This is a genomic window from Paralcaligenes sp. KSB-10 (assembly GCF_021266465.1).
Classification (GTDB): Bacteria; Pseudomonadota; Gammaproteobacteria; order Burkholderiales; family Burkholderiaceae_B.
Genome location: NZ_CP089848.1, coordinates 2,691,356 through 2,717,346, shown reverse-complemented (window position 1 = coordinate 2,717,346; position 25,991 = coordinate 2,691,356). Strand labels below are relative to the sequence as shown.

The 25,991-nt window shown below is 59.8% G+C and carries 29 protein-coding genes; 11 read left to right on the top strand and 18 right to left on the bottom strand.

The window, feature by feature from the left end:
- Positions 1–33: 33 nt before the first annotated feature.
- Together LSG25_RS12415 and LSG25_RS12410 are read left to right on the top strand one after the other, a co-directional pair.
- Positions 34–1,596 (top strand): S41 family peptidase, encoded by a 1,563-nt coding sequence (locus tag LSG25_RS12415; RefSeq protein ID WP_232741240.1) that lies wholly within the window; start codon positions 34–36, stop codon positions 1,594–1,596.
- Positions 1,596–2,360, top strand: coding sequence for a molybdopterin-synthase adenylyltransferase MoeB (locus tag LSG25_RS12410; RefSeq protein WP_232741239.1), 765 nt, complete (start codon positions 1,596–1,598; stop codon positions 2,358–2,360). Before LSG25_RS12415 ends, LSG25_RS12410 begins: the two co-directional genes overlap by 1 nt.
- Here the strand turns inward: LSG25_RS12410 and slmA are convergent.
- The 7 genes from slmA to LSG25_RS12375 all read right to left on the bottom strand — a co-directional run bounded on the left by slmA (position 2,355) and on the right by LSG25_RS12375 (position 7,086).
- Positions 2,355–2,924, bottom strand: a complete 570-nt coding sequence (slmA, locus tag LSG25_RS12405; RefSeq protein WP_232741238.1) for a nucleoid occlusion factor SlmA — start codon at positions 2,922–2,924, stop codon at positions 2,355–2,357. The genes LSG25_RS12410 and slmA overlap by 6 nt on opposite strands.
- 17 nt (positions 2,925–2,941) lie before the next feature.
- Positions 2,942–3,670, bottom strand: a complete 729-nt coding sequence (locus LSG25_RS12400) for a pyrimidine 5'-nucleotidase (protein ID WP_232741237.1) — start codon at positions 3,668–3,670, stop codon at positions 2,942–2,944.
- 6 nt (positions 3,671–3,676) lie between these two features.
- Positions 3,677–4,582, bottom strand: coding sequence for an acetylglutamate kinase (gene argB / locus LSG25_RS12395; RefSeq protein ID WP_232744674.1), 906 nt, complete (start codon positions 4,580–4,582; stop codon positions 3,677–3,679).
- A 153-nt stretch (positions 4,583–4,735) separates the two neighbouring features.
- Positions 4,736–5,230, bottom strand: a complete 495-nt coding sequence (locus LSG25_RS12390) for a peroxiredoxin (RefSeq protein WP_232741236.1) — start codon at positions 5,228–5,230, stop codon at positions 4,736–4,738.
- Positions 5,227–5,940 carry a BON domain-containing protein gene (locus tag LSG25_RS12385; protein ID WP_232741235.1) on the bottom strand — a complete coding sequence of 238 codons (714 nt, stop codon included), beginning with the start codon at positions 5,938–5,940 and terminating at the stop codon, positions 5,227–5,229. Before LSG25_RS12385 ends, LSG25_RS12390 begins: the two co-directional genes overlap by 4 nt.
- Positions 5,940–6,533: a phosphoheptose isomerase gene (locus LSG25_RS12380; protein WP_232741234.1), complete on the bottom strand. Its 594-nt coding sequence runs from the start codon at positions 6,531–6,533 to the stop codon at positions 5,940–5,942. Before LSG25_RS12380 ends, LSG25_RS12385 begins: the two co-directional genes overlap by 1 nt.
- Before the next feature lie 64 nt (positions 6,534–6,597).
- Positions 6,598–7,086 carry a YraN family protein gene (locus tag LSG25_RS12375; protein WP_232741233.1) on the bottom strand — a complete coding sequence of 163 codons (489 nt, stop codon included), beginning with the start codon at positions 7,084–7,086 and terminating at the stop codon, positions 6,598–6,600.
- Between the two features lie 34 nt (positions 7,087–7,120).
- Here LSG25_RS12375 and rsmI point away from each other — a divergent pair, with 34 nt between their 5' ends.
- Complete coding sequence (gene rsmI / locus LSG25_RS12370) at positions 7,121–8,062, top strand: 16S rRNA (cytidine(1402)-2'-O)-methyltransferase (protein WP_232741232.1); 942 nt, start codon at positions 7,121–7,123, stop codon at positions 8,060–8,062.
- On the opposite strand, the gene LSG25_RS12365 is transcribed toward rsmI, so the two are convergent.
- The 10 genes from LSG25_RS12365 to LSG25_RS12320 all read right to left on the bottom strand — a co-directional run bounded on the left by LSG25_RS12365 (position 8,038) and on the right by LSG25_RS12320 (position 15,946).
- The gene (locus tag LSG25_RS12365; protein ID WP_232741231.1) at positions 8,038–9,114 is read right to left on the bottom strand and encodes a septal ring lytic transglycosylase RlpA family protein; all 1,077 of its coding nucleotides are present in this window, start codon (positions 9,112–9,114) and stop codon (positions 8,038–8,040) included. The genes rsmI and LSG25_RS12365 overlap by 25 nt on opposite strands.
- Positions 9,111–9,983, bottom strand: a complete 873-nt coding sequence (gene rapZ, locus LSG25_RS12360; protein ID WP_232741230.1) for an RNase adapter RapZ — start codon at positions 9,981–9,983, stop codon at positions 9,111–9,113. The genes LSG25_RS12365 and rapZ overlap by 4 nt, the downstream gene beginning before the upstream one ends.
- 106 nt (positions 9,984–10,089) lie before the next feature.
- Positions 10,090–11,019: an HPr(Ser) kinase/phosphatase gene (gene hprK / locus LSG25_RS12355; protein WP_232741229.1), complete on the bottom strand. Its 930-nt coding sequence runs from the start codon at positions 11,017–11,019 to the stop codon at positions 10,090–10,092.
- Positions 11,020–11,030: 11 nt separating this feature from the next.
- Positions 11,031–11,489: a PTS sugar transporter subunit IIA gene (locus LSG25_RS12350; RefSeq protein WP_232741228.1), complete on the bottom strand. Its 459-nt coding sequence runs from the start codon at positions 11,487–11,489 to the stop codon at positions 11,031–11,033.
- Positions 11,490–11,694: 205 nt separating this feature from the next.
- Positions 11,695–12,021, bottom strand: coding sequence for a ribosome hibernation-promoting factor, HPF/YfiA family (hpf, locus tag LSG25_RS12345; protein WP_232741227.1), 327 nt, complete (start codon positions 12,019–12,021; stop codon positions 11,695–11,697).
- 204 nt (positions 12,022–12,225) lie between these two features.
- A complete protein-coding gene (gene lptB / locus LSG25_RS12340; protein WP_232741226.1) occupies positions 12,226–13,014 on the bottom strand; it encodes an LPS export ABC transporter ATP-binding protein in 789 nt (262 codons plus the stop codon).
- A 37-nt stretch (positions 13,015–13,051) separates the two neighbouring features.
- A complete protein-coding gene (gene lptA, locus LSG25_RS12335; RefSeq protein WP_232741225.1) occupies positions 13,052–13,732 on the bottom strand; it encodes a lipopolysaccharide transport periplasmic protein LptA in 681 nt (226 codons plus the stop codon).
- Positions 13,729–14,349 carry an LPS export ABC transporter periplasmic protein LptC gene (gene lptC / locus LSG25_RS12330; protein WP_232741224.1) on the bottom strand — a complete coding sequence of 207 codons (621 nt, stop codon included), beginning with the start codon at positions 14,347–14,349 and terminating at the stop codon, positions 13,729–13,731. Before lptC ends, lptA begins: the two co-directional genes overlap by 4 nt.
- A 5-nt stretch (positions 14,350–14,354) precedes the next feature.
- The gene (locus LSG25_RS12325; RefSeq protein ID WP_232744673.1) at positions 14,355–14,960 is read right to left on the bottom strand and encodes an HAD family hydrolase; all 606 of its coding nucleotides are present in this window, start codon (positions 14,958–14,960) and stop codon (positions 14,355–14,357) included.
- Positions 14,957–15,946, bottom strand: a complete 990-nt coding sequence (locus LSG25_RS12320; protein WP_232741223.1) for an SIS domain-containing protein — start codon at positions 15,944–15,946, stop codon at positions 14,957–14,959. The genes LSG25_RS12325 and LSG25_RS12320 overlap by 4 nt, the downstream gene beginning before the upstream one ends.
- Before the next feature lie 183 nt (positions 15,947–16,129).
- Between LSG25_RS12320 and LSG25_RS12315 the strand changes: the two genes are divergently transcribed.
- The 7 genes from LSG25_RS12315 (at position 16,130) to LSG25_RS12285 (ending at position 23,710) form a co-directional block, all read left to right on the top strand.
- Positions 16,130–16,672: a GbsR/MarR family transcriptional regulator gene (locus tag LSG25_RS12315; protein ID WP_232741222.1), complete on the top strand. Its 543-nt coding sequence runs from the start codon at positions 16,130–16,132 to the stop codon at positions 16,670–16,672.
- A 19-nt stretch (positions 16,673–16,691) separates the two neighbouring features.
- Positions 16,692–18,272, top strand: coding sequence for a cytochrome ubiquinol oxidase subunit I (locus LSG25_RS12310; RefSeq protein WP_232741221.1), 1,581 nt, complete (start codon positions 16,692–16,694; stop codon positions 18,270–18,272).
- Between the two features lie 11 nt (positions 18,273–18,283).
- Positions 18,284–19,438, top strand: a complete 1,155-nt coding sequence (gene cydB / locus LSG25_RS12305; protein ID WP_232741220.1) for a cytochrome d ubiquinol oxidase subunit II — start codon at positions 18,284–18,286, stop codon at positions 19,436–19,438.
- A 24-nt stretch (positions 19,439–19,462) separates the two neighbouring features.
- Positions 19,463–19,600 (top strand): cytochrome bd-I oxidase subunit CydX, encoded by a 138-nt coding sequence (gene cydX, locus LSG25_RS12300; protein ID WP_232741219.1) that lies wholly within the window; start codon positions 19,463–19,465, stop codon positions 19,598–19,600.
- 20 nt (positions 19,601–19,620) lie between these two features.
- Positions 19,621–21,393 carry a thiol reductant ABC exporter subunit CydD gene (cydD, locus tag LSG25_RS12295; RefSeq protein WP_232741218.1) on the top strand — a complete coding sequence of 591 codons (1,773 nt, stop codon included), beginning with the start codon at positions 19,621–19,623 and terminating at the stop codon, positions 21,391–21,393.
- Positions 21,390–23,054 (top strand): thiol reductant ABC exporter subunit CydC, encoded by a 1,665-nt coding sequence (gene cydC, locus LSG25_RS12290; protein WP_232741217.1) that lies wholly within the window; start codon positions 21,390–21,392, stop codon positions 23,052–23,054. Before cydD ends, cydC begins: the two co-directional genes overlap by 4 nt.
- Before the next feature lie 104 nt (positions 23,055–23,158).
- Positions 23,159–23,710 carry an adenine phosphoribosyltransferase gene (locus tag LSG25_RS12285; protein WP_232741216.1) on the top strand — a complete coding sequence of 184 codons (552 nt, stop codon included), beginning with the start codon at positions 23,159–23,161 and terminating at the stop codon, positions 23,708–23,710.
- Between the two features lie 10 nt (positions 23,711–23,720).
- On the opposite strand, the gene ilvA is transcribed toward LSG25_RS12285, so the two are convergent.
- Positions 23,721–25,229, bottom strand: a complete 1,509-nt coding sequence (ilvA, locus tag LSG25_RS12280; protein ID WP_232741215.1) for a threonine ammonia-lyase, biosynthetic — start codon at positions 25,227–25,229, stop codon at positions 23,721–23,723.
- A gap of 141 nt (positions 25,230–25,370) precedes the next feature.
- Here ilvA and LSG25_RS12275 point away from each other — a divergent pair, with 141 nt between their 5' ends.
- Entirely contained in the window at positions 25,371–25,907 is a 537-nt protein-coding gene (locus tag LSG25_RS12275) for a YqaA family protein (protein WP_232741214.1), read from the top strand.
- Positions 25,908–25,991 lie beyond the last annotated feature (84 nt).

Genomic DNA, 25,991 nt, shown 5'->3' with positions numbered 1-25,991 from the left:
ATTGATGATTTTAAAATTTATTCGGGAATGTGCATGGGCACTCGCAGGTATCGCAGTTTCGGTTTAGTGGCGCTGGGCGTGGCCGGCGGCGTTTTGGTCAGTCTGGGGATTTCCGCGGCGGCACAGCGCGGCGAACCCCTGCCGCTCAAAGAATTGCAGCAATTCGCCAACGTGTTTTCTGCCATCAAAAGCAGTTACGTTGAGCCGATTTCCGACAAAACGCTGATCAACGATGCAATCAAGGGGCTGTTTTCCGACCTGGATCCGCATTCGGCCTACCTCGATCCCGACGCCTACAAAGAAATGGAATCCATGACGCAGGGTGGGTTCGGCGGCCTGGGCATCGAAATCGGCAGCGAAGACGGCATGCCCAAGGTTATTGCGCCCATTGAAGACACTCCTGCGGCCAGGGCCGGAATCCTGGCGGGCGACCTCATTACCGAGATCGACGGCAAGCCCACCAAGGGCATGACCCTGAACGACGCGATCAAACTGATGCGAGGCGAGCCCAAAACCTCGATTGTCCTGACGATCAAGCGCGACGGCAAGGACAAGCCCCTAACATTCAAGATCGTCCGCGATCTCATCAAAGTGCGCAGCGTGCGCAGCAAGATGCTGCCCAACGATATCGCCTTTGTGCGTATTTCGCAGTTCCAGGAAACCACGGTGTCCGACCTGGTCAAGCAGTTGCACACCCTGGGCGAGAAAAGCACGCCCAAGGGCCTGATACTCGATTTGCGCAACGATCCGGGCGGCCTGCTCGAAAGCGCCATAGGCGTATCGTCGGCCTTCCTCAAGCCCAATGCGCTGGTGGTGTCGACCAAAGGCCGCGTGCCTTCGTCCAATCACCAGTATCTGGCCAAGTCTATCGGCACGGTTTCCGAGCTTGGCAACTGGACCAAAAAAGTGCCTATGGTTGTGCTGGTCAACGTAGGTTCGGCGTCGGCTTCCGAAATCGTGGCCGGGGCCTTGCAGGATCACAAGCGGGCCAAAATCATGGGTAACCGCACTTTCGGCAAGGGGTCGGTGCAGAGCGTCCTGCCGCTCAGCGACGATACCGGCATCAAGATCACCACGGCGCGCTATTACACGCCAAGCGGGCGCTCAATTCAGGTTACCGGAGTAGAACCCGATATTACCGTCGACGACACGGCGCAAGGGAATTTATTCCAGCTGCCGCGCGAGGTCGACCTGAAACATCATTTGCTCAACAGCGCCGTCACCAAGGAAAACACGGCCGAAGAGAAAGATGTCGGCAAGCCCAAGGTCGAGCCCAAAATGTTCGAGTTTGGCGGCACTGACGACTTCCAGTTGCGGCAAGCGGTCAATTATCTCGAAGGGCGCTCGGTACATAAAATCGAACCTGGCCTGATCCTGACTTCGTCGGCCAAGCCGGGCACCGCGGGAGCGCCCAAAGAGGCTCCCGCCGGCAAGTCCGGGGCGGCTGAAAAAAAAACTGAAATAATTCCCGAAAAGGGCTCCAAAGCCCCTGCCGGCAAGCCTGTCCAGCCGCAATCGGACATGCCGGCGCAACCTTCGGGTCAGAAAATCGAGCGTTTCAAGATTACGCCCGACGGACTGATCAAGATTCAGTAATGGATGACCCGCAGCTGCTGCGCTATGCCCGTCATATCCTGCTCGACGAGCTGGGTATCGAGGGCCAGGAGCGCTTGCTGGCGTCGCGCGTCCTGATCGTAGGGGCCGGTGGCCTGGGTTCGCCGGCGGCGTGCTACCTGGCCTCGGCCGGGGTCGGCCAACTGATTCTGGCTGACGACGACGAGGTCGAGCTCAGCAACCTGCAGCGTCAGATTCTGCACACCACGGCACGCGTGGGTTGGTCCAAGGCGGAATCGGGCAAGCGGATGCTGGCCGAACTCAACCCGGAAATACAAGTCGATGCGAGGGTGGCCAGGCTTGCCGGACCGCTGCTCGATGAAGCCGTGGCGCAGGTTGATCTGGTGCTGGACTGTACCGATAATTTCGCGACGCGCCACGCCATAAATGGCGCCTGTGTCAGGCATCGCAAGCCTTTGGTGTCGGGGGCGGCAATCCGTTTCGACGGACAGGTAAGCGTATTCGATCTGAGGGACGATCGCTCGCCCTGCTATCACTGCCTGTTTCCCGAGGCGGATGGCGTTGAAGAGGTCAGTTGTGCCACAACAGGTGTGCTGGCTCCGCTGGTGGGCATTATCGGCAGCCTGCAGGCCGCCGAGGCCATCAAGGTACTGTCTGGTGTCGGCGAGCCCCTGGTGGGGCGCCTGCTGTGCCTGGATGCCCTCTCCATGCAATGGAACGAAGTGAAGTTCAAGCGCGACCCCGATTGCCTGGTCTGCGGCACACGGCCCTTGCCGGCCTCATAAGCCCAATAAAGCCAGTTCTGGGGCGTAGCCCTCGGCTGGCGGGACCCGCCAACTGGTTTGCACATAGCGCAGCCATCGGCCCAGTACCCAATGCATCAGCAGGCTGGCCATGATGCCCGCATCGGATCCGGGCGGCAGTTCGTGAGCGGCCTGCTGGGCGCTTTGCCTGAGCATGGCTTCGATATCGGCAATCAGATTGTCGAGCTGCGCCTGCAGTTGCCAGTCTTCGGTGGCCAGCGCATCGCCCGTAAGCACCCGTGTCAGCCCGCGGTGCCGTTCGGCGAACAACAGCAGGGCATGCACTTGTTTTCCAAGCTGTCTTCTGCCTCTGGGTTCAGTGGCATTGATATGATGCGAATCTTCGAAAATCAGGGTCTCGATAAGATTGATGAGGTCTTTGAATATGGCCGCCTTGCAGGAAAAATGACGGTAAAGAGCCGCTTCGGACAGATTGATCTCTTTGGCCAGTGCCGCCGTAGTGATGCGTGCCGAGTGCGGCTGCTCCAGCATGCAAGCCAGTGTTTCGAGTATTTGCGTCTTGCGGGCGCCGGGCTGGCGATTCATGGGTGGGTACGCGGGGCTTAGCGGCGCAAGGGCCGGCGGCTGAGGAGCAGCTCGCCGATTGAATTGACCCGTAGGTCCACATAGGCGCTGCGCCCGCTGTGCTTGCCCGAAAAAGGAGTTCCAGGATGGAAGATGTGGACGGTTCCCATGCCGATCTGCCTCGCGGTTTTCAGATTTCTGAGTGTGTCTTCGACCAGTACGACCTGTTGTGCGGGAGCGCCTATCCTGGCCAGGACCTGTTTCATGAGCGCGGCCGAAGGCTTGGGTTTGAGCTGGCCTTGCAGGCGCATATGGTTGATGGACCACAGGCTTTCGAAGTAGTGCAGCACCCCCAGCGTTTTCAGGACCTCGCGAGCATAGTTGAGCGGTGCGTTGGTGAGCACGATCTTGCGGCCCTTGAGCCGCCCGAGCTTATAGGCCAGGCCGGATTCGGAATGCACCAGAGAGGCGACATCGAACGCATGGCTCAGGTTTAAAAAGGTTTCGGCGTCGACCCCATGATGGCGGACCATGCCTATGACCGTGGCTCCGTATCGTTTCCAGTAGCGGGTGCGCAATTGCGTCGCCGTATCCAGATCCAGGCCCAGGCTTTGCATGACGGCTGATGTCATGCTGCGGTCGATTGCTGGAAACATGGCCCTGGATGAATCGTGCAGCGTGTTGTCCAGGTCGAAGAGCCAGACGGTCTCGGCTGCCGCCGGCCGCCGGGACCGGTGTGGCGCGATGGGAGTGAGAAGCGCCCGCATCGCGGCCTAGTGAGAGCTGATCATGGTTCCCACGCCGCGATCGGTCAGTATTTCGAGCAGGAGGCAATGTGGAACACGTCCGTCGACGACATGGACCGAGGTGACGCCGTTGCGGGCGGCGTCGAGCGCCGATGAGATTTTGGGCAGCATGCCGCCTGAAATGGTACCGTCTTCGAACAGTTCGTCGATGGTCTGGGCCGACAGGCTGCGCAGGAGATCGCCGTTTTTATCGAGCACCCCTGGCGTGTTGGTCATCATGACAAGCTTCTCGGCGCCCAGCACCTCGGCCATTTTCCCGGCCACCACATCGGCATTGATGTTGTAGGCGGTGCCGTCTTCGCCGTAGCCTATCGAGGATATGACCGGGATGAACTGGTCGTCCTGCAAAGCCTTGACCACGGCCGGCTCGATGCGCGTGATGTCGCCCACATAGCCGATGTCGAGCCATTGCCCCGGTTTGTCCTTGTCGGCCAGCATTTTCTTCTGCGCCTGGATCAGGCAGCCGTCCTTGCCGGTCAAGCCCACGGCTTTGCCGCCCGCTTCGTTGATCATCATGACGATATCCTGCTGGACTTGGCCGCCGAGCACCCATTCGACCACTTCCATGGTTTCGGCATCGGTGACGCGCATGCCCTGGACGAAGGTGCCTTCCTTGCCGATGCGTTTGAGGGCACTGTTGATTTGCGGCCCGCCGCCGTGCACCACCACAGGATTCAGGCCGACCAGCTTGAGCAACACGACATCGTGCGCGAAACTGCGTTGCAGATGTTCTTCCGTCATGGCGTTGCCGCCGTATTTGATGACCACGGTTTTGCCGTGGAAGCGGCGGATATACGGCAAGGCTTCGGACAGGACGTCGGCCTTGACCTTGGAGGTGTACGTGGAGGAATCGGAGGAAGACGATGTAGTCATGGCGGCAGGAGGAAAAGGGTTGATGTCTTCAGGCAAGGCTTGCCCACGTTCGAGCGCAATTGTAGCCCCGTAGCGAGACGCCGGGGACATGTAAAAAACCCGAGAGTCGCGTTGCGGTCTCGGGTTGATGGCGCACAGCGGATTGCGCCGGGATCAACTGGCAAGAGCCTTTTCGACGGTGTTTAAAAAGGCCGTCTTGTCGTAGTTGCCCAGGTAGCGCTTGATGATATGCCCCTGCTTGTCGATGAGGAACGCGGTTGGAGTCAGCCTGATGTCGCCGAAAGCCTTGGCGATCTGCCCCTGCGCGTCGATGGCTACCGGAAAGGGCAATTTGCGCGTTTCGGCGTAGTTTTTGACATAGTTAGGGGGATCGTATTGCATGGCCACGGCAATGGCTTCAAATCCCTTGGGCGCAAGCGCATCGTAGGTTTTGATCATATCGGGCATTTGCTGGATGCAGGTGACGCAGTCGGTGGCCCAGAATTTGACCAGCACAACCTTGCCGCGCAAATCCTGCGGTGTGATTTTCTGCCCGCTCAGCGAGACGAAGGTGACATCGGGCGCCGCCTTGGCGGAACCGGAGAACTGCCATAGACCGATGCCTGCCAGCGCAACCAGGACGACGAGACTGACTAAGGTTTTTTTCATTTGATGGGTAGGGCTTGTGCGCCGCCGGAAGTACCGCCTGGCGCCGGGGTTGAACTGGGAGCTGCCGCGTTATCTTGGACCGGAGCCGGTGTTTGCCGTTGCAGAAGGCTTTCCGGCGTGACGATCTCGAATAATTTTACTACTTTATTGACGCCGCTCACGCCCGACGCCGCGGTGGCTGCCATCTGGCCTTCGGCATCGGTAACCTTGCCCATCAGATACACGACGCCGCGCTCGGTGAGAACGACGATCGTGCGGGTTGGAACCCCCTTGGTGTCGATCAGCGCCGCGGTTACTTTGGAAGTGATCCAGGTGTCGTTGGTGCGCACGCTGAACGGGGTGATGTCGCCCACTCTCAGCTCGTTGATGACTTTCTTGACCTTTTCGATCTTGCTGGCGGTCTGTTCAGCCTGCTGCTTGATCTGTTCGGTGGGCACATCGCCCACGAGCAACAGCCAGCCCGCATACGAGGTGGAGTTTATGCGCCCTTTGTCGCCCACCAGTTTGTTCATTTCGTCGGCGGATTTGATCTGGATGGCTTTGTCTTCCACTTGCTCGCCGGTGGTACGGCGGTCGCTGGCGACCGAGGCAGTGGTGGCGGCCGCGCCGCCCACTACCAGCAGGCCGCAACCCGACAGGGAGGCGAGACTGAGTGTGGCCAGCGAGGCCAGCACGAGCGAACGGGCGGTGAAATGTTTGAGCTTAGGCATTACAAGGTGTCTCCCAGTAGCAAGGCGTCAATACCGTCACAGAGTGCATGCAGGAGCAGGATGTGGACCTCCTGGATGCGCATTGTGCGTTCATGCGGGACGCATAAGTGAATATCGGTTTCGTGCAGGAGGGAGCCGATTGTTCCGCCCCCCTTGCCGGTAAGGGCGATGATCGACATTTCGCGTTCGTGGGCGGCATCGATGGCCTGGACGACGTTGGCGGAGTTGCCGCTGGTGGAGATTGCGACAAGCACATCGCCCGGTTGTCCAAGCGCGCTGACCTGGCGTCCGAAAATGGTGTCGAAACCGTAATCGTTGCCCACCGCGGTCAGGATCGAGGTGTCGGTATTCAGCGCAACGCCCGCCAGCGGCAGGCGGTCGCGTTCGAAGCGGCCGACCAGTTCGGCAATAAAGTGCTGGGCATCGGCCGCCGACCCGCCGTTGCCGCAGGCCAGGATCTTGCCGTTGTTGGCCAGGGCGCCAAACAGCAGGTCGATAGCCGCCGCAAGTGGGGCGGCAAGCTCTTTGGAGCTGGCCTTGAAAGCATCGATGGCATCATCGAAGTGCGAGTTCATGCGTGATGTCATATCCATAGTGGGTATTATCTCATGTTCGACTGAAAAGAATGTCAACGGACGTAACGGATGGCCGTCGGCTTCACCAGGCGGCAAATGCATGTTTGAGCCAGTTTATGCCATCAGGTTCCACGGCCACCACATCGAAACGGCAGGGCGGAACCGCGCCGCCGAAGTATTGCCGGCTCAGGGCAGGCAAAAAATAATTTGCGGCCTTGATCAGGCGTTTCTGCTTTTCGGGGTTTACACTGGCTGCTGCGCCGCCATGGCTTCGGGAATGCCTGTGCCTGACCTCAATGAAAATCAGGACTGCGCCATCCAGGGCGATGAGGTCGATTTCACCGCTTTTGCAGCGCAGATTCTGCCTTACTATGGTCAGGCCGGCAGCTTCCAGATGGCGCCTGGCATGTTGTTCCGCCTGCTGCCCGGCGCGTTGAGACGGCGACAGTACTGCGGTCGGACTCGCAGGAGGCCTGGTTTTGGCGCGGGATAGTCGCCTGCGCCGTTTGCGTACGGCTTCTTTTTGGGCGGTTCGAGCCAGCGCATGAATGAATTGATCCTCGCCAGGCATGGCTATTGTCCTGTTTTAACGCTTATTTCCTAGTATGAGTGAAACTCCTGATTTTGTAGATTCCCAAACGACATGGAATCGTCTCACTGAACGTGTCGCAGGCCAGACCTGGCCTCAGGCGACGCTTTATGTGGTGGCTACCCCGATAGGCAATCTGGGCGACTTGAGTTTACGCGCCTGGCAGACGCTGGCGCGTTGCGATGTGATAGCCGCCGAAGATACCCGTGCGAGCCGTTCCTTGCTCGATGCCTGGGGGGTGAGAACACCTCTAATGGCTGCACACCGCCACAACGAGGCGGGTGCCGCCGAGGCGATTGTGGCGCGATTGGCCGGGGGGGAGCGTGTGGCGCTGATTTCCGATGCGGGGGCTCCCGCAGTCAGCGACCCGGGCGCCAGGATCGTTCGTGCGGTTCGCGAGGCGGGATATGGGGTTGTGGCGATTCCCGGCGCAAGCGCCGTCATTACGGCGCTTATGGCCAGCGGAGTTACGTCCGACGAGAATCCTGCCTTTGTATTCGCGGGGTTCATGCCTCCCAAGGCAACGGCCCGGCAAAAATGGCTGGCACGCTGGTGCGCCGTTGCGGCTCCGGTTGTGATGTTCGAGTCGCCCCACCGTCTTGAGGCCGCTGTCAGGGATTTGTTGCAAGTATGCGGCGCGGATCGTTTGCTGACGTTGGCCCGCGAACTGACGAAGCGCTTCGAACAGGTGGTCACGTTACCCCTGGGCCAGGTGGCGGCCTGGCTGGCCGACGACGCGCACCACAGCCAGGGCGAGTTCGTATTGATCGTGCACCAGCCACCCGCGGATCAGACGGCGGCAGAGGCCGATCCGCAGACGCTGGTATTGTTGGATGCCCTGCTGGAATCAGTGAGCGTGCGGGATGCCGCGCGGATTGCCGCCAAGGTAACAGGCGTGTCGCGCGATACGCTGTACGCGTTGGCGCTGGCTCGTCAACGCACCGCAATCGTGGACTGAGCCCCGGTTTCCTGCTGGATACGCACGGCGGCGTTAACGGCCGCGGTGCGGTTGGGGTACGGGCCGATCTGTACACGGAACAGATTGTTGTCGGTTTCCACCCGGACCGGCCGGCTTTCTATCTGACCGATTTTCTGATTGAGCTTCTGCGCCATGTGTTGAGCGTTTTCCGAACCGCTGAAGGCGCCGAATTGCAGATAGATCTGGTTGTTCCCGACATTCATCGCCTGTGCGGAGTTGTCGGAGTAGGCAAGCAATGCCGGCCTGGGAGTGTTGGCGGGCGTGCTCTCGGGCGCCCTGGCGAATTGCGGCGTGGGTGTGGCGGGCGCGGCTTCGTTTGAGATGGGGTCGGGCGGCGTTGACGAGGCATCTTCCCGTGTGCCTTGCAGGGCAGCCATGACATTGGGCGTAGGTTCGGCGACGGCCACGGCGGTGGCGGGAGCTGTTTCGGGGATGGTGCCCCCGGCCGCGGCAATGTCGTCGATATGCGTTTCACCCCTGGCAATATCCTGGTTGGTGATCGCATCGACAATCACTTCGCCGCTCCCGGGGCCGATAATGCCCAGCTTTGCCGCGGCGACATACGACAGATCCATGATACGGCTGCTGTGGAAGGGCCCGCGGTCATTGATGCGCACAATGACGGATTTGCCGGTTCCGACCCGGGTGACCCGCGCATAGCTGGGAATCGGCAATGTGGGATGGGCTGCCGTCATGGCGTACATATCGTAGGTTTCGCCATTGGAGGTTTTTGCGCCGTGGAATTTTTTTCCGTACCAGGAAGCGATGCCGCGCTGCCGGAAGGGGCGGTCCGAGCTCAGCGGAACGTAGCGTTTGCCGAAAACGACGTAGGGCTTGCTGGTGGCGCTGGAATGGGTTTCGATGCGGGGGACAGCATCTGGAATGGCATCGATATTGGAGGGGGGATGGGCGCCTGGGCCGTCGTCTTTATAGTATCCGCCGCCTCGTGTGCGTGTCGTCGAGCAGCCTGCCAGGACAAGCAGGCATGTCAGCGTCAGGGCCGCGGTGATCGTACGTAATGGCGTCGTCATGGGATGTGGGAGGGAGGCTGGTTGCGATGCCGCACCAGAAGCGGGGAGTGGTCGGCAAACCGCCTTGCGAGCTGTTCCACGACGTAAACCGATCGGTGCTGCCCACCTGTGCACCCTATGGCGACGGTCAGGTAGTTGCGGGTGTCCTGCATGTACAGGGGAAGCCAGCGCCGGATGAATCCGGCAATATCCTCGACCATGGTCTCGACGCTGCCAAACTGGCTCAGCCATTTTGCGACAGGTTCGTCTTTCCCGGTCAGTGGTCGCAAAGCCTGGTCGTAATGAGGATTGGGCAGGCAGCGCACGTCAAAGACCAGATCGGCGTCTCCGGGGACGCCTCGTTTGTAGGCAAACGACTCGAATGTCAGGACCACGGCGGCGCGGTCGGCTTGAACCAGATCGCGCACCCAGGCGCGCAACTGGCCGGGCGTGAGGTCGGACGTGTCGATGACGTGCTCTTGCTCGCGCAGCGGGGCCAACAGCTCGCGCTCGGCATTGATGCATTCCTGCAGCGATGGGGTCGTGCCGCCTTGCTGCAGCTTGTCGGTAAGCGGATGGCGCCGGCGCGATTCGGAATAGCGCTGCTGCAGCGTATGATCGTTGGCATCCAGGAAAATGACCCTGAAGGCCGTGCCCATGGCGCGCAGGCCGGTGATGACATCGGGCAGTCCGGCGAGTTCGCCGGGCGAACGTACGTCGATGGCGACGGCGACGCGCTCAAGGCCGTCTTCCCGGGTGCTGGCGATAAAATCGTGGAGAAACCGGACAGGCAGGTTATCGACGCAGGTATAGCCGGCGTCTTCGAGCAGGCGCAGCGCGACAGACTTGCCCGAACCTGAAATACCGGTAATAAGAACGATACGGAGCATGACGATAAAAAGGTTCCACTAAAAACGGCTGGTGGACGGGCGGCAACCCGCTTGCCTTATTCTAAATGACTCGGACGGGCCGTGTTAAGAGGGCCCGGCTTGAGGCTTACTCTTTGCGGCTGTTCTCCATAATGGCCAGAGCTTGCCGTTCGATGAACTCACCCATGGTATCGATGCCGCGCAGGGCGAGAATCGTGTTGCGCACGGCTGCTTCGACCAGTACCGCCAGATTGCGGCCTGCGGCAACCTGCAGCATGACACGCCGTATGGGCACGCCCAGTATGTCTTGCGTAAGGTCCTGCATGGGCAGGCGCTCGAAAGCATCGGCCGTCGAGCGCACCAATTGCACCACGAGCTTCAGTTTCATTTTCCGGCGTACCGAGGTTTCGCCGAAAATGGTGCGGATATCGAGCAGGCCCAGACCCCGTACTTCGAGCAGATTCTGCAGGAGCGAGGGACACATGCCTTCTATCATGTTCGGGGCGGTGCGCGACAGCTCGACGGCATCGTCGGCGACCAGGCCGTGGCCGCGCGATATCAGTTCGAGAGCCAGTTCGCTTTTCCCCAGGCCAGACTCGCCGGTAATCAGCACACCCACGCCCAGTACATCCATGAATACACCATGCACGGTGGTTTTGGGCGCCAGCCGCTTGCCCAGATAAATTCGCAACAGGTCGATCAGTTGGGCCGCATCGATGGAGGTGCTCAGCAAGGGGATTTGCTGCAAATTGCAGAATTCGCGCAAATCTTCGGGAACCGGCATGCTTTCGGCGATAAGAATGGCGGGCACGCCGCCCACGACCAGATCTTCGAGATGATGGATACGCCGCTTGGTGTCGAAACGGGTGTAATAAGACAGCTCTTCCTTGCCGAAAACCTGTATGCGGGAGGGGTGAATCAGGTTCAAGTGGCCCACCAGGTCGGCCCCGGACATGCCGACGTCGGGGATCAGGCGATGCGCGGCCCCCAGTCCGGCCACCCAGGTAAAGGAGATCTTGTCGGCATTGTCACTAACGAGTTCTTGGATGGTGAGCATGGCGGTGTTTTTTAGACTGGCGAGTCGGTGGTGAGCAGGGTGTGAATCACAGAGACGTCGGTTTCGGTTGCCAGCGATTGGCGCAATGCCGGGCTGGAGACCAGTTTGGCTATTTCGGCCAGCAAGTCCAGGTGCAGTTGGGTCGCGGTTTCAGGCACCAGCAGAAAAAACAGCAGGTTTGCGAGCCGGCCGTCGCTGGCATCGAAACGTACCGGGCTGGCGAGCCGGATAAAGGCGGCACAGGGCTCCTTGAGGCCTTTGATCCGGCCGTGTGGCACAGCAATATGATGGCCCAGCGCGGTCGAACCCAGGCGTTCGCGCGCGATCAGGCTGTGAAACACCGAGGTCCGCGCAATGCCGTGGTGGTTTTCAAAAAGCAGACCTGCTTGCTCAAAAGCCCTTTTTTTGCTGGTAACGGCCAGGTCGAGCACAACGTTTTGCGGTGGCAGGATACGTGACAGTAGGTTCATGTGACCCATTATATGGGCTTATCGAAAACCATATAAAAAAGAACGAAAATCCACGGGCGATCAACCCTGGATCGTGCTTTTTAGGTACAAGTGTTTGCAACGCCATGACTCAACCGAAACAGCGATTGGAGCCATGGCAAGTTTGCAAGGTCAAGCCCGGCCTGCTTGCCCTGGTGTGGGGCCAGCGTGCATGGTCTGTTTGGGTTTATTCGACGGGGGCTTCTTGTCGTTTGACGGGTTCGTGTGCGTGATTCTGGATTTTACTTTTGTATTTTATGACCTGACGGTCGATTTTGTCGGCCAGAAGGTCGATAGCTGCGTACAGATTCTCGTCGTTTGCTTCGCAATGGATATCTTTGCCGCGTAGTCGCATGGTGACTTCGGCGGTGTGCTTCAGGGGCTCTACCGAGAGCATGACCTGGGTGTCGATGACGCTATCAAAGTGTCGAGAAACTCGGGCCATTTTATTCATGACGTACTCATGGATGGCGGGGGTTACTTCGAGGTGACGACCGCTAATGCTCAGGTTCATACTGTGCTCTCCTATAAAAAAACACGGATGCGCGACGACGCGCGTTTTTGAAATAAATTGCTCTCCTTGTAATGAAATGGCAATGACTTCAGTTTATAGATTATGCAAACTAAATCAAGTGGGCCAGGGCCGGCACGAATCCCCGGCCGGCACGGTTGCGCAGGGGCGGCCCTTGTGGCGGCCCCGGACAGTGCGTAATAACAATTACATCTTGAAATTCTTGCCCAGATACACTTTGCGTACGGCTTCGTTGTCGATGATTTCGCTGGGATGCCCGTTGGTCAGGACCTTGCCTTCGCTGATGATGTAGGCCCGGTCGCAAATGCCCAGGGTTTCGCGTACGTTATGGTCGGTGATCAATACGCCGATGTTGCGGCTTTTCAGGAAATGCACGATGCGCTGGATTTCGATGACGGCAATAGGGTCTACACCGGCAAAAGGTTCATCAAGCAAAATGAAGCGGGGGTGCGTGGCCAGCGCGCGCGCGATTTCGACACGGCGCCGTTCTCCGCCCGATAAGGAAATGGCCGTATTGCGGCGTATGTGTCCGATTTGCAATTCGTCGATCAGGGATTCCAGGTTTTCACCGATGGTGGCCGAGGAGATGGGTCGCCCGTCTTCTTCGACCTGAAGCTCGAGTACGGCGCGTATGTTTTCTTCGACCGTCAGGCGCCGGAACACCGAGGCGTCTTGCGGCAGGTACGACAAACCCATACGCGCGCGCTTGTGCATGGGCAAGCCGGTGATCGATGTGCCGTCGATTTCGATGCGCCCGGCATCCGTTGGAATAATTCCGACAATCATGTAGAAGCTGGTTGTTTTGCCGGCGCCATTGGGGCCCAGCAGGCCCACGACTTCGCCGCTGTCGACGGCCAGGGACACATCGTGCACGACGGTGCGTTTGCCGTAGGTTTTTCGCAAGCCTGTGGCACGCAGGCTGCGATGAGGAAGCTGCGGTGCCGAAGCGTGGCCGGCCGGTGGGGAAGATGACATAAATTATTGTTTGCTTATAGAAATGGGCGGGGCGTTTTCAGCCCTTGGCCGATTTTTTGCTGCATTCGGCAACCGCCGCATCGATTTTGGCGCCGGGCTGGGCCACGGAGCGCACGCGGCCGCCTGCCGCTGCCGAATTGGGGCCGCCATAGGCCTCGTAGATGTCGGTTTTCTGGTTGTACTTGACGCGTTCGCCGCTGATGGTGTCAAAAGGCTTGCCGCATACAAAGCGAGTGACAACGGCTTTGCCTATCATTTCGAAGTCGTCGGTTTTGCCGTTGTATTCGGCGCGCAGGCCCTTGGCTTCGATGACTTCGTATTTGGCGGGGTTTTCCTGGCGTACGAAAACCAGTTTGTTGGGGCCGACGGTGGCCGTGCCGTATTGAAAGCCGTTGGCGTCTTCATGCATGGAGAGCGTATCGGAACGCAGCGTCATGAGGCCACGGGTCATGACGACGTTGCCGGTAAAGACGCTTTCCTTTTTGAGGTCGTTGTAGTTCAAGGTGTCGGACAGGACCAGGGTGTCGGGTTCTTCTGCCGGCTTCTTGCCGGTTTTGGCAGGCGCCTTGGCATTGCCTGGTTCAGCCTTGGAGGGTGCGGTATTGCCCGCGGCCGGCTGGGCCGCGGACGCGGCGTACGCTGCATTGCCCGCAAGACCGGACAGCACTATTGACGCGACTAGCCATGCCGAGAGTAAAAGGGGGCGTCGTGGATTCATGGTTTCGTTTTGCGCGAGGGTTTGGAGTTTCGTTGATTTTGAGTGTCCTGGCCCGATATCTTGACGTCGGTAGCCGAGTACACCTGCAGGGTTCGGGTTTTGTTATCGTAACGCATCCCTTTGCCGTTCATGGTCGAGTTGCCGTTGACCACCAGGGCGGGCAGGTCGGTAAAAGCGACGTCTTTGTCTGGAAGCAAGGTCAGTTGCTGGCTGGTGACGTCAAGAGCGGCATGATCTTTATCGGCAAGGCGGTGCAGGTGCGCGTCGCCCTGCATGATAATCCGTGCGCCATCCTGATCCATGACAGCCACTTTGGATGTGCCTATGGTGACCGGCGAACCGGGTTGCTGGCCTATGGCTCGCGCGGTGGTGACTTTGTACGAATTGTCGTCGGGGTAGTGTTGCATGTATACCCCTTCGAGCCGGTTGATGGGGGTTCCGGCGGCGTCGGTACGCACCATGACGAATTGATCGGCCCAGGAGTCGGGTTCGTGGGTCAGGCGCCGGGGCGGGTCGACCGGGATGGAGCGCTGGGCATAGTCGGCCGCCCACCAGGTTCCAAAAACCAGAGCGATGAGCAGAGCGAATGCGATGAAGGTGGGAATGCGGTCTTTCATTGAATTTATTGCGTGGGCCCGCTCGTTGTGAAGGGGCGGGAGGCAAAGAATGTGCGCAGGCGCCCTTGGGCGGCCAGGATGACGTCGCAGCATTCGCGCACCGCCCCAAAGCCACCGGCCGTCGCAGTGACCCAATGGGCGGCCTGCGCCACGTAAATCGGGGCATTGGGCACGCTGATGGCCAGGCCTGCACGCTGCATGGCGGCAAGGTCGATGATGTCGTCGCCCATGAAACCGACTTGTTCCAGAGTGCAGCCGTGCTGCTGGGCCAGTGCGACCAGGGCCGTGGCTTTGTCGCGTACGCCCTGCAGCACGATCGAGATACCCAGTTCGGCTGCCCGGCGCGCCAGGATCGGACCCTGGCGCCCGGTGATGAGGGCGATGGTGATGCCGCTTTCACGCAGCAGCGAAAGCCCGTGCCCGTCCAGGACGTTGAAGCTCTTGAAGGCTTCGCCATGCTCGCCGTACCACAGGCGCCCGTCGGTCAGGACGCCGTCGACGTCGAAAGCCATGATCCGGATCCGGTTGGCGCGTTCTATGACGGCCGGCGCGATTTTGGCCAGAACCAGAGCCTCGGCGGGGTGAGGGACAGTGGGAGATTTCATGATCAGATGACTTTCGCGGCAAGGAGGTCGTGCATGTGCAGAGCCCCTAATAATAGCCCGGTATTGTCGACCACGAGTATCTGGTTGAGGCGCCCCGAATCCATCAGTGTTGCGGCTTCGACCGCCAGCGCGGTGGGCGGAACGCTTTTTGGGTGCGGGCTCATGCCGTCGGCCACCGTCAGGGGGCGTATATCGCCGTGGCGGGTAATCAGCCGGCGCAGGTCGCCGTCGGTAAAGATGCCTATCGGGCGATTGTCCTTGTCGATGACGATGGTCATGCCCATGCCTTTGCTGGACATTTCCTGGAGCGCATCGGTTACGGCTGTGCCGGTGTGTACGATGGGCAGGGCGCTGCCCTGGCGCATGACATCGCGCACCAGTGTCAGCAGGCGTCGGCCCAGCGCGCCGCCCGGGTGCGACCGGGCAAAATCTTCGGCGGTGAAGCCCCGGGCCTCGAGGCAGGCCACGGCAATGGCGTCTCCCAATGCCATGGAAGCGGTTGTGCTGGCTGTGGGCGCCAGATTCAAAGGGCATGCTTCTTGTTGCACATGCACATCCAGGTGCAGGTCGGAGTTCCGGGCAAGCTCGGATTGCGGGTTGCCGGTGATGGCGATGAGCTGGATGCCCATGCGTTTGGTCACCGACAGGATGGTCAGCAGCTCTTGGGCGGTGCCCGAGTAGGACAGGGCCAGCACGATATCCTGGGCGGTCAGCATGCCCAGGTCGCCGTGTATGGCTTCGGCGGCATGCATGAAAAAGGCCGGTGTGCCGGTGGATGCCAGGGTAGCGGCAATTTTCTTGGCGATATGGCCCGATTTCCCTATGCCGGTTACCACCACGCGGCCCTGGCAGCCAAGCATCATGGAGACCGCGCGGGTAAACGAGTCGTCTATGCGTGCATCCAGCGCTTGCAGCGCTGCGATTTCGATGCCTAGCGTGCGGTGCGCCGAAGCAATAATGTCGGATGAGACGGGAGCCGGTGTGGATTTCATGGCTGGATTTTAAACGCAGTCGGGCAAGTTCTGCGATTTGTGCGTCCGAGTCCGTTTCGCTGTGTTTCAGTCGGGTTGCGGAACATGCCGGGCCCCGCCGGTTTTGCCGCTTGTGTCCCTGGCATTTTTTGGCTATATTCTGTCTTTACAGTTATTTCGGTAATTACTGAAAGAAAAGAAATCATGATACTAGGTCCGCAGGCCGAACGATTTGTATTGCACTTTGGCGAGATGGGTAGCCGCTGGGGAGTCAACCGCACCGTAGGGCAGATATATGCCCTGGTGTTTTTGTCTCCCAGGCCGATGAATGCCGACGAGATTGCCGAAACGCTGGGCTTCTCGCGCTCCAATGTCAGCGTGGGCATTCACGAACTGCAGTCCTGGCGTCTGGTGCGCATGGTGCATCAGATTGGCGATCGGCGCGATTATTTCGAATCGCTCAAGGATGTCTGGGAAATTTTCCGTGTGCTGGTTGAAGAAAAACGCAAGCGTGAAATCGATCCTACGCTGACTTTGTTGCGGGGATCCCTGCTTGAAAAGCCCGCCGATGCCGACGAGGCTTATGGCCAGCAGCGCATTACTGAAATGCTCGAGCTCATCGAGCTCAGCACTGCCTGGTTCGATGAAGTTCAGCGCTTGCCGCCCGAAACTCTCGAAAGCCTGATGCGGCTCGGCAGCAAAGTACAGAAAGTTTTAGGGTTTGCCGGAAAGTTGCGCAGCAAATAAATCACTGGGGAGCATTGCCATGCCTGATTTCGACGTGGTCACTCTGTCGCGAATCCAATTCGCCGCGACGGTGATGTATCACTTTCTGTTTGTGCCTCTGACCTTGGGGCTGTCATTTCTGCTGGCCATCATGGAAAGCATCTATGTGATGACCGGGCGCGACATCTGGCGTCGCATGACGCTGTTCTGGGGTACCTTGTTCGGCATCAATTTTGCGCTGGGCGTGGCGACCGGCATTGTGATGGAGTTCCAGTTCGGCATGAACTGGGCCTATTACAGCCACTATGTAGGAGATATTTTCGGCGCTCCGCTGGCGATCGAAGGCCTGATGGCGTTTTTTCTCGAAGCCACGTTTGTGGGCTTGTTTTTCTTCGGCTGGGACCGTCTGTCCAAGACGGGTCACCTGGCAGTCACCTGGCTGGTCGCTCTGGGGACGAACCTGTCCGCTCTATGGATCCTGATCGCCAATGGCTGGATGCAGAACCCGGTGGGTGCCATCTTCAACCCCCTGACCATGCGCATGGAAATGACCGATTTCGCAGAGGTCATCTTTAACCCGGTGGCGCAGGCCAAGTTTGTTCATACGGTCAGCGCGGGCTATGTCATGGGCTCCGTTTTTGTGATGGGCGTGAGCGCCTGGTATATGTTGCGCGGTCGCCATTTCGAGATGGCCAAGCGTTCCATGGTGGTGGCGGCCAGTTTCGGCCTGGCCTCGGCCCTGTCGGTGGTGGTCCTGGGCGATGAAAGCGGCTACCTGACGACCGAGCATCAGAAAATGAAGATTGCCGCCATTGAAGCGATGTGGCAAACCGAGCCGGCACCGGCCAGTTTCAATTTGTTTGCCATTCCCGACCAAGCCACGGAAACAAATCGTTTTGCGGTCGAAATTCCATATCTGATGGGTATTATCGGCACTCGGTCCTTGACCACACCCCTGTTGGGAATTGACGATCTGGTCAAGCGTGCCGAAGTGCGGGTAAAAAACGGCATCGTGGCCTACGACGCGCTGCAAAAGGTTCGGGCAAGCCCGCACGATGCCGCGGCGCGCAAGCTGTTCGACGACAACTGGCGCGACCTGGGCTATGGTTTGCTGCTCAAGCGCTATAGCGCCGATATCAGCAAGGCCACCCCCGCGGATATTGCCCGGGCGGCCAAGGATACGGTTCCCCAGGTGGCTCCTTTGTACTGGACTTTCAGGATCATGGTGGGCCTGGGTCTGTATTTCATTCTGTTTTTCGCCGTGGCGTTCCTGCTGGCATCCACCGGGCGGCTGCAAAAATATCCGCGCTTCCTGAAATTTGCCGTATGGACTCTGCCTTTGCCGTGGATCGCCATCGAGTGCGGCTGGTTTGTGGCCGAGTTCGGCCGCCAGCCCTGGGTGATTGAAGGCGTGCTGCCCACCTACTATGCGGCATCGGGGCTGACGGTGGGCGATCTGGCGCTCAGCCTGGGCATATTTCTGGTGCTCTACACCATTCTGGCGATTGTTGGCGCCAAGGTCATGCTGCATGCCATCAAGGCCGGACCCAGCGACGGGACTGGCGCGCGACAAGCCTCGCTGGCGGCAGCCCTGGCGCCGGCGCTGCCGGCAACCGAATAGGAGCAAATTTCATGGAACAGCTTATTCCTTTCGACTATTCGACTTTGCGAGTGATCTGGTGGGCGCTGCTGGGCACGCTGCTGGTCGCCTTCGCCGTCATGGACGGATTCGATCTGGGCATGGCAACGGTCCTGCCTCTGGTCGCCAGGCAGGATATCGAACGCCGTGTCGTGATCAACGTTGCCGGTCCGGTCTGGGAGGGTAATCAGGTTTGGCTGATTACCGGGGGAGGAGCGGTTTTCGCGGCATGGCCCCTGTTGTATGCGTCGGCCTTCTCGGGGTTCTATCCGGCCATGATGCTTTTGCTGATTGCGCTGATCCTGCGTCCGGTCGGATTCAAATATCGCAGCAAAATGCCCTCGCGGCGGTGGCGCCGCGCCTGGGATGCTGTGTTGTGCGGTTCGGGATTGATTGCCTCGCTGGTGTTCGGGGTGGCGGTGGGAAATGTAATGATCGGCGTACCGTTCGGCTTCGATGCCGACTCCATGCGCCCCCTCTACCAAGGCGGATTTTTTGATCTGTTCACGCCGTTTCCCTTGCTGTGCGGCCTATTGAGCGTGTGCATGCTGGCCATGCACGGCTCGGCGCTGTTGTTCTGGAAAACCGATGGCGCATTGGCCGCGCGGGCTCGAACTGCCGGCAGCCTGTTTGCGCTGGCGTCTCTGGTGCTGTTTGCGTTGGGTGGTTGGTGGGCGGCGCATGGCCTGGTCGGTTTTTCGATTACCAGCGCCATCGACCCCAATCAGCTGTCCAATCCCTTGGCCAAGTCGGTGGTCGCCATGCCCAGTGCGTGGTTTCACAATTACGCCTTGTGGCCGGCGATGTGGATAGCGCCCATCCTTGGTCTGGGCGGTGCCGTTCTGGTGATCCTGGCGCTGCAACTCAGAATCGCGGCGGCGGCGTTCCTGTCCTCAGCCCTGAGTGTGGCCGGAATTGTGCTGACCTTCGGGTTTTCGATATTTCCGTTTTTGCTGCCTTCCTCGCTCGACCCTCATGCAAGCCTGACCATCTGGGACGCGTCCTCCAGCCGTCTGACCCTGTGGGTCATGCTGCTGGCAACTGCTGTTTTACTGCCGATTGTCTGCCTGTATACCGCTTGGGTATACCGGGTCATGCGCGGCAAGGTCACGTCGGCATCTGTCGGCGATGCCCCGCATGCCTACTAACTTTGAATCGTATAGGGTGTCTGTATGTGGTATTTTTCGTGGATCCTGGGACTGGGACTGGCCTGCGCGTTTTCGATTCTGAATGCAATGTGGTTCGAATTGCGCGAAGGCGAATCGCATAATCCCCGCAACCTTGGCGCATTTACAGATCATCAGGCTTGAGTGCCGAGTCGCGGAACGCCATGCCGGGTTCTGAAAATGGCCCTGGCCTGTCGTCGTCCCGGCTGACCCGCCATCAGTCGCGCTGGTTGTCGTCGCTGATACGGCTGATCCCCCTATACATGGGGTGGGCATTTCTGGCTCCGATCGTCGCGGGCCTGCTTTTGCTGGTTCAGACGTGGTGGCTGGCCCAGGTGCTTGGACTGACCATAGGCGGGGGGCTGCCGCTGGCCGCGGCATCATCCATGATTTATTCGATTGTGCTTCTCATCGTGTTGCGGGCCGTCATTGTCTGGTCGGGCGAGCGGGCGGCCAGCCGAGGCGCTGAAAAAATCAAGACCCGGCTCAGGCTGGCACTTTTCGAGCAAATGCTGGCGCGCGGCCCTCAATGGACCCGGCAAGGAATTTCCGGAGAGCTGGCCAGCACCGTGATCGAGCAGGTTGAAATACTCGATGGCTTTTTTATCCGCTACGTGCCGTCGGCGATTGCCGCCCTGTTCTTGCCGTTGGCGTTTGGCATTGTGCTGTTGCCGGTGGACTGGATTGCGGCGCTTATTCTGCTGTTGACCGCGCCGCTCATTCCCGTTTTCATGGCGCTGGTGGGTTGGGGCGCCGAGGCGGCAAGCCGCAAGCATCAATTGGCCCTGGCGCGTTTATCCGGATTTTTCGCTGATCGCCTGCGCGGTGCTTTTACCCTCAAGCTTTTTGGCCGCGCCCAGGCTGAAATTGAAACGGTGCGCCTGGCCAGCGAGAGCCTGAGCAGGAAAACCATGGCGGTGCTGCGTATCGCTTTCCTGTCGTCGGCCGTACTGGAATTTTTCGCGGCCCTGGGCGTGGCTGCCGTGGCTCTTTACGTAGGCTTGAGCTATCTGGGCTACCTGGACCTGCGTTCCAGCGCCTTGACACTGCCTCTGGGCTTGTTTTGCCTGCTTCTTGCCCCCGAGGTCTATAACCCCTTGCGGCAGTTTGCGGCGAATTATCATGATCGCGCGGCAGCCCGTGCCGCGGTCGGGCATATCGCCGCGGCGTTTGACGTTCTGCCTGAAGTGAGTCTGGGGGACAAGCGCGAGCTGTTGTTTCCCGGGGCGGCTCCAAACTCTTGTGCGCCCGACGCCGCGCCTTTTGTCGATCGGGAGACGGCTCAGGCGGTATCGGTGCGGTGCGTGACGATTCGCGCATCGGGCCGCACGACGATACTGAACGAAGCGAGCTTTGCCCTGGGCAAGGGTGAGAAAGTGGCTCTCATGGGAGCAAGCGGGGCGGGCAAAACCAGCCTGCTCGAGGTTTTGGCGAATTTGCGGGAGATTGGCTCCGGCGAAATCCGGCTCTTTGGCCGGCCTTTGCATCAATGGCCAAATGTCGAATTGCGGCGCCGCGCAGTGCTGATTGCCCAGCGGCCGTTTTTCCTGCCGGGCTCAATTGCCGACAATCTCAGATTGGCCAGGACGGATGCTTCCGAGCAGGCTTTGTTCCAGGCTCTGGAATCGGCTTGTGCGAAAGAATTTGTCATGGCTTTGCCGCAAGGGCTGCAAACCGTACTCGGCGCCCAGGGTTACGGTCTGTCGGGCGGGCAATTGCATCGATTGGCGCTGGCCCGCCTGTTCTTGACTTCCCCCGACTTGATTCTGCTCGATGAACCGACTGCGCATCTGGATGCGGCCAGCCGCGACCGGCTCATGGATTCGCTTCTGGAATTTGCGGCCGATCGCACATTGCTGGTGGCTACGCACGATCCTTGTGTGGCGGATCGTTTGGGGCGTATTTTGCGGATACATGAACATCAGGTGTCGGCATGAAAGCCCTGGTGCTGCTGTGGCCCTGGTTCGCGCAGCGTTGGCGCGCCCTGTTGGGGGCGCTGTCGCTGGCGATGCTGACGCTGGCCGCAGGCATGGGTTTGCTGTCGGTGTCGGGCTGGTTTCTGACTGGAGCCTTTTTGGCGGGGGCCTCGATTGCCTTCAATCTGTTTGCTCCTTCGGCCCTGGTGCGCGGCTTTGCCTTTGTACGCATCGGCTCCCGTTATGCGGAGCGTGTGGTCGGACATGCCGCCACCCTGGGTTTGCTGGCCGATATGCGCACTACCGTGTTTGGCCGGATCATGGGTTTGAGCCCAGGCCAGTTGGCCGGCTATCAAGAAGGGGATCTGGTGGCTCGCCTGGTGGGCGATATCGATGCACTGGATACGCTGTTCCTGCTGGTGATTGCACCGGTTCTTGCGGCGCTGACCCTGGGATTGGCATTCAGCCTGGTCTTGGGAGGGCTGGTGCCGTTAATGGGCTGGCTGGTATTTGCCGCTTTGCTGCTTGGCGTTTGCGTGATCCCCTACCTGCTGGCGCGTTGGGCCAGGGTTCCGGGGGCCTACGCCCAACAGGCCGCGGCTCAAGCCAGGACGCTTATGCACGATGCGATTGCCGGCCATGTGGATTTGGCGGTTTTTGCCGCGGAGCCCCAGGCGACGGCGCGGTTTCAAATGGCCGTACAACAACTTTCCAGTGCGCGCGACAGCCTGTCGGCGATTGGTTCGGCGGGGCAGTTGATGCAGCAGTTGGTAGCCGGGTTTTGCGTAGTGGTGCTTTTATGGCTCGGGCTGGTGGCGTTTCAAGCCCACATCCTGAGCGGCCCGGTCTGGGCCGGCTTGTTGCTTGGGGCGCTTGGCTTGTTTGAAGTGTTGGGGCCGTTGATGCGCGGTGCGGCCCGGCTGGGGACGGCCGCGGCCGCGGCCGTCCGCGTGCGGGCTATCCTGCGCGATCAGGCCGCGGTGCCCGAGGTGGATGATCCGCGACCCCTGCCGCGGAATGGGGCGATCCAACTGTCCGGCCTGCGATATGCCTATCCTGGCGCGCGCGATCGCAAGGTATTGGAGGGTGTGGACTTGCTTGTTCGCGAAGGGGAGCGCGTTGCCATCGTAGGGGTAAGCGGATCCGGCAAATCGACACTGCTGTCCCTGTTGATGCGCATAGTCGATCCGGACGCGGGCGCGGTCGAGTACGGGGGCGTCCCGGTAAGCCAGGTCAGGCTGGCGGAATTGCATAGTCGCATCACCCTGCTGTCGCAGAATTCGCCGGTGTTTCTTGGGACGCTGCGCAGCAATATGCTTATCGGAAAGCCCGACGCCAGCGAGGCTGAGCTCTGGCAAGCGCTGGAGCACGCTGGCTTGGCCGAGTTCGTCAGGACGCTGGAAATGGGCCTCGATACCTGGGTAGGCGAATCGGGTTGCCGGTTGTCGGTTGGACAGGTGCGACGCTTATGCCTGGCGCGCACCTTGTTGACGTCGGCCCGGGTGTGGTTGCTGGACGAGCCGACCGCCGGCCTGGACGAGCGGGCCCAGCGGGCTTTCTTTGCCGATCTGGCCAGGGTGGCCATAGGCAAGACGGTGATTCTGGCAACGCATGCCGAGATCCCGCCCGGCACCGTCGACCGGATAGTGCGCTTGGGCGATGGTGTCCTGGGCCCGGTCTGAGGCAAAGGTGTGACGCGTTTTGTAACAAATGTGTTCGTGCACGCTTTGCCCGCACGGGCAAGGTATAGTGAGCCTTGCCTCCGTTCCGCTTTCTGGCCAATCCCATGAGTACTGATCCCGTCGACTACATTCGCAACACGATTCGCAGCGTACCCGATTGGCCCAGGCCGGGGGTCATGTTTCGCGACATCACGCCGGTACTGCAGGATCCGCGCTCGTTTCGCGTGCTGATCGACTTGTTTGTGTATCGCTATATAGGCCAGCGGCTGGATCTGGTGGCGGGTGTCGATGCCAGGGGTTTCATCCTGGGATCGGTATTGGCGTACGAGCTGAATCTGGGCTTTGTGCCGGTGCGCAAAAAGGGCAAGCTGCCGTTTCGCACCGTGGCCGAGGAATATACGCTGGAGTACGGCAACGCGACCGTCGAGATGCATACCGATGCCGTGCGGCCCGGGCAGCGGGTTTTGCTGATCGACGACCTGGTCGCCACCGGCGGCACCATGATGGCCGCCACCAAATTGCTGCAGCGCCTGGGAGCCAATGTGGTTGAGGCCGCCGCCATTATCGACCTGCCTGAGTTGGGCGGCTCGCAAGCGGTCAGGGCCACCGGCCTGCCGTTGTACACCGTCTGCAGTTTTTCCGAAACAGCGCCCTGAGGGGCAGTTTCTACAGGAACAATTGATACGCCGGGTTGTCGGTCTCGTTCCAGTACGGGTAGCCCAGGGTTTCCAGGAAATCCTTGAAGTGTTTTTTGTCGCGGGGTGGGACCTGGATGCCGACCAGAATCCGGCCGTAGTCGTCGCCCTGGTTGCGGTAGTGGAACAGGCTGATGTTCCAGTCGGGGTTCATGGCATTGAGAAACTTCATCAGGGCCCCGGGACGCTCCGGGAATTCAAAACGATACAGCACTTCATTTTCGCTCAAGGCCGAGCGTCCGCCCACCATATAGCGCAAATGCGCCTTGGCCATTTCGTCGTGCGTCAGGTCCAGCGCAGGAAAGCCCTTCTTGCGGAAATTCGCCGCGATTTTATCGGCCTCCGGCAGGGAGGAGATCTGCAGGCCGACGAATACGTGGGCTTTTTCAGAGTTGGAAATGCGGTAATTGAATTCGGTGACGCTGCGGTTTCCAACCGCTTCGCACAGGCCGCGGAAGCTGCCGTGCTTTTCTGGCAAAGTGACCGCAAAGATGGCTTCGCGCGCTTCGCCCACTTCGGCCCGTTCCGCCACAAAGCGCAATCGGTCGAAGTTCATGTTGGCGCCGCAGGTAATGGCGACTATGGTTTTGTTTTTCCATTTGTTCTGGGCCGCGTAGCGCTTTGCGCCGGCCAGCGCGAGGGCGCCGGCGGGCTCCAGGACGCAGCGGGTGTCCTGGAAGACATCCTTGATGCCGGCGCAAATGGCGTCGGTGTCGACGGTGATGAAGTCGTCGACGTATTTGCGCGTCAGCCTGAAGGTTTCCGCGCCGACCAATTTGACCGCGGTGCCGTCGGAGAACAGGCCCACGTCGGTAAGCTCGATGCGTCGCCCGGCCTTGATGCTGCGGATCATGGCGTCGGAGTCGGTGGTTTGCACGCCTATGATCTTGATCTCGGGACGCAATTGTTTGACATACGCGGCCACGCCCGAGATCAGGCCGCCACCGCCTATGGCCACGAAAATGGCGTCGATCGGACCGGAGTGCTGGCGCAGGATTTCCATCCCCACCGTGCCCTGTCCGGCGATGACATCGGGGTCGTCAAAAGGATGCACGAAGGTCAGTTTTTCTTTCTTTTCCAGCTCTTTGGCGTACAAGTACGCATCGGAAAAGCTGTCGCCCATCAGGATCACTTCGCCGCCGAAGCCACGTACCGCATCGATTTTGACTTGCGGAGTGGTGGTGGGCATGACAATGACCGCGCGGCAGCCCAGGCGCCGGGCCGACAAGGCCACTCCCTGGGCATGATTCCCCGCCGATGCCGCAATAACGCCATGCTTGAGTTCGGCCGCGCTCAAATTGGCCATTTTGTTGTAGGCCCCGCGCAGCTTGAAACTGAAAACCGCCTGAGTATCTTCACGCTTGAGGAACACCTTGTTATTAATTCGTGCCGATAGCTGGGGGGCCAGTTCCAGAGATGATTCGACGGCAACGTCGTAAACTTTCGAGGTGAGTATGCGCTTTAGATAGTCGGTTGACATGGTGAGGAGAAAGAAGGGGCCGATGCAGAAAAAATACAAAGAAGCAGATTACCACATGGCGATTCCCGGCATGGGCAGGGCAAAGTCGCGTAAAGCCTCGGTTTCGCAAGCCTGCGCCGGTCGAGGCTAAACTACCGCACTATGGAAACTTGGCTGGAATCTTCGATACAGTGGTTATTGCTTGCCCTGGCGCTGCCCAAAGTGGGCCTGAGCGCTATTTTTCTTGTCAGCCTGGTGTCGGCGACCTTGCTGCCGATGGGCTCCGAGCCGGCTGTTTTCGCTTACGTCAAAATGGCTCCCGACATGTTCTGGCCGGCGATGCTGGTTGCCGCCGCGGGCAATACGCTGGGCGGCATGATTACCTACGGCCTCGGCGAGGCGGCGGAAAAAGCCTATAGGCGCTGGCACGAGAAGCATGGGCATTTGCCCGAGAGCCAGGCTGGCCTTCGGCACAAGGCGGGCGGGCGCTGGCATGCTCAAATCAGCCGCTGGTCGCATCGAGTAGGCCCGCCCATTCTTTTTTTCGCCTGGCTGCCGGTTGTGGGGGATCCTTTATGTGCCGTAGCCGGCTGGATGCGCTTGTCGTTCTGGCCCTGTGTTTTTTACATGGCGGTGGGCAAGTTTTTGCGTTATGTGGCCCTCACCGGAGGACTCCTGTGGGTTTTTCCGCATGCGTGACGCATGCGGCCTTGGCCCGGGTCCACAGGTTTTGCGCTGGAATCGATTAAAATCGGGCCTGGATCTGAAAGCTTGAAATATCTA